The organism is uncultured Bifidobacterium sp. (genome assembly GCF_949292005.1).
GTDB lineage: Bacteria > Actinomycetota > Actinomycetes > Actinomycetales > Bifidobacteriaceae > Bifidobacterium.
Window position 1 is genome coordinate 1 of the sequence record NZ_CASEXV010000019.1, and the last position, 2,228, is coordinate 2,228.

Consider the following 2,228-nt stretch of genomic DNA (forward strand, 5'->3'; position numbering starts at 1 on the left):
CCGCGGTGATTGGCGTGGGCCGCCGATGTGGTCGCGTCTCACCGCCAGAAAGGAGTCCATGTATGGTGACGCCACGGAATGCCTCCAATCGTGTTGGCCTTATCGCCGAAAAGATCCGGGCGAGAAAAACGGCGCTGGGAATCGAGTTCGGCTCGACGCGCATCAAGGTCGTCCTCATCGACGACGAGTACGAGACGATCGCCGCGGGAGACCATTCATGGGAGAACCATCTGGAGAACGGGTTGTGGACCTATGGATTGGACGAGGTCTGGTCGGGCGTCCAGGACGCTTACGCCTCGATGGCCCACGATGTCGCAACGGCCTATGGCGAGAGCTTGCGGAAGGTCGGATCCATGGGGTTTTCGGCCATGATGCATGGATATCTGGCTTTTGACGAGTCCGATGATCTTCTGGTCCCCTTCCGCACGTGGCGCAACACCAACACTCATGAGGCGCATGAGCGGCTGATGGATCTTTTCCAGGTCAACATTCCCGAACGGTGGTCGATAGCCCATCTCTACCAGTGCGTTCTTGACAACGAGCCGCACGTTTCCCATATCGCCTTCATGACGACGCTGGCGGGATACGTCCATTGGCGTCTGACCGGGCGCAGGGTTCTGGGAGTCGGCGACGCCTCGGGCATGTTCCCCATCGACCCGGACACGCACGGCTGGGACGCGGCCCTCATCCGTCGTTTCTCCGATCTTCCTGAGGTCGCGGGGCAGCCGTGGAACATCGCAGACATCCTTCCCGAACCACTTGTCGCTGGCCATGAGGCCGGAACACTCAGCGCGGACGGCGCGCTGCTGCTTGATCCGACGGGGACCCTCCAACCCGGAATCCCGCTGGCTCCTCCTGAGGGGGATGCGGGAACGGGCATGGTCGCCACGAACGCCGTCCGCGTGCGCACCGGAAACGTCTCCGCGGGAACCTCGATCTTCGCCACAGTGGTTCTTGACCATCCGCTTGAGCGCCTCCATCCAGAGGTCGACCTCGTCGCCACTCCAGCCGGCGATCCCGCCGGTATGAGTCACGCCAACAACTTCACGTCGGACCTCAACGCGTGGGTGCGGGTTTTCGGGCAGTTCGCCAAGGCCGTGGGACTGACGTTGGACGCCGGCACTCTATACGGCACGCTGTTCCGTGCGGCTATCTCTCCGGAGGCCGACGCCGATGCCGGAGGTCTGCTCAACTACTGCTTCTACTCCGGCGAGTTCCTGGCGGGGATCGAAGAGGGGCGGCCGGTGTTCGCCCGGGGTCCCGAAGCCTCCATGACCTTGGCGAACTTCATGCGCGCGCAGTTGTTCGGAGCGTTCTCTCCAGTGAAGATCGGCATGGACATCATGACGAAGGACGAGGGCGTAAAGGTCGACTCGCTGGTCGGGCACGGTGGCATCTTCACCACTCCCAAGGTCGCGCAGAAGATTCTCGCGGCCGCGTTCGACACGCCCATCAAGGTGATGTCCACCGCGGCCGAGGGCGGAGCGTGGGGAATGGCCGTTCTGGCCGATTATCTCTGGCATGCCGACGTTCCGTTGGCCGACCATCTTGACGAGCGCGTCTTCGCGGGCTCCAGATCCACGGTGGAGGGGCCCGATCCTGCGGACGTGGCCGGCTTCGAGGAGTTCTTCGCGAACTTCATGAGGGGCCTGCCCATCGAGAAGGCGGCCATCAACGCCATTCCACTCGAAAGATAAACCCCCGACGAACAGAATTCGGCGGGATTCCGAGCGTGTCTTCGCACCCGCGCCGTATCAGACCTGACGCACATCATGAAAGGGAATACGCTATGACAACTCTCACCAGAACAACTCTCGCCGATTACGGTCCCGAGGTCCGCGCCGAGGTCAAGCAGGTACGCCAGATCGTGTCCGACCTCCACCAGCAGCTTCTGACCTGGAATCTCGTCGTGTGGACCGCGGGGAACGTCTCGCAGCGCCTTCACACCGCGGATCTCATGGTGATCAAGCCCTCGGGTGTCCGCTATGAGTATCTGACGCCCGGATCGATGGTTGTGTGCGATCTCGACGGCAACGTCGTCGACGGAACGGAGGCGCCGTCGTCCGACACGGCGTCGCATGCCTACATCTACCGCAATATGCCCGACGTCTACGGCGTCGTGCACACGCACTCCACCTATGCCACCGCCTGGGCCGCCACCGGGAGGAACATCCCCTGCGGTCTGACGATGATGGGTGATGAATTCGGTGGTCCGGTTCCGGTGGGTC

Annotated in this window: 2 protein-coding genes; both read left to right on the forward strand. The window is 62.6% G+C overall.

Annotation, left to right across the window (positions count from 1 at the left end; translation table 11 throughout):
• The first annotated feature begins 62 nt into the window (after positions 1–62).
• The gene (locus tag Q1X90_RS00770; protein ID WP_300765755.1) at positions 63–1,697 is read left to right on the forward strand and encodes an FGGY-family carbohydrate kinase; all 1,635 of its coding nucleotides are present in this window, start codon (positions 63–65) and stop codon (positions 1,695–1,697) included.
• 92 nt (positions 1,698–1,789) lie between these two features.
• Positions 1,790–2,228: class II aldolase/adducin family protein (locus tag Q1X90_RS00775; RefSeq protein ID WP_300765756.1), on the forward strand; the 439-nt coding region annotated here is incomplete at its 3' end.

Coding starts and splice junctions, on each gene's coding strand:
- Q1X90_RS00770 (WP_300765755.1), top strand. CDS start 63: ATGGTGACGCCACGGAATGCCTCCAATCGTGTTGGCCTTATCGCCGAA.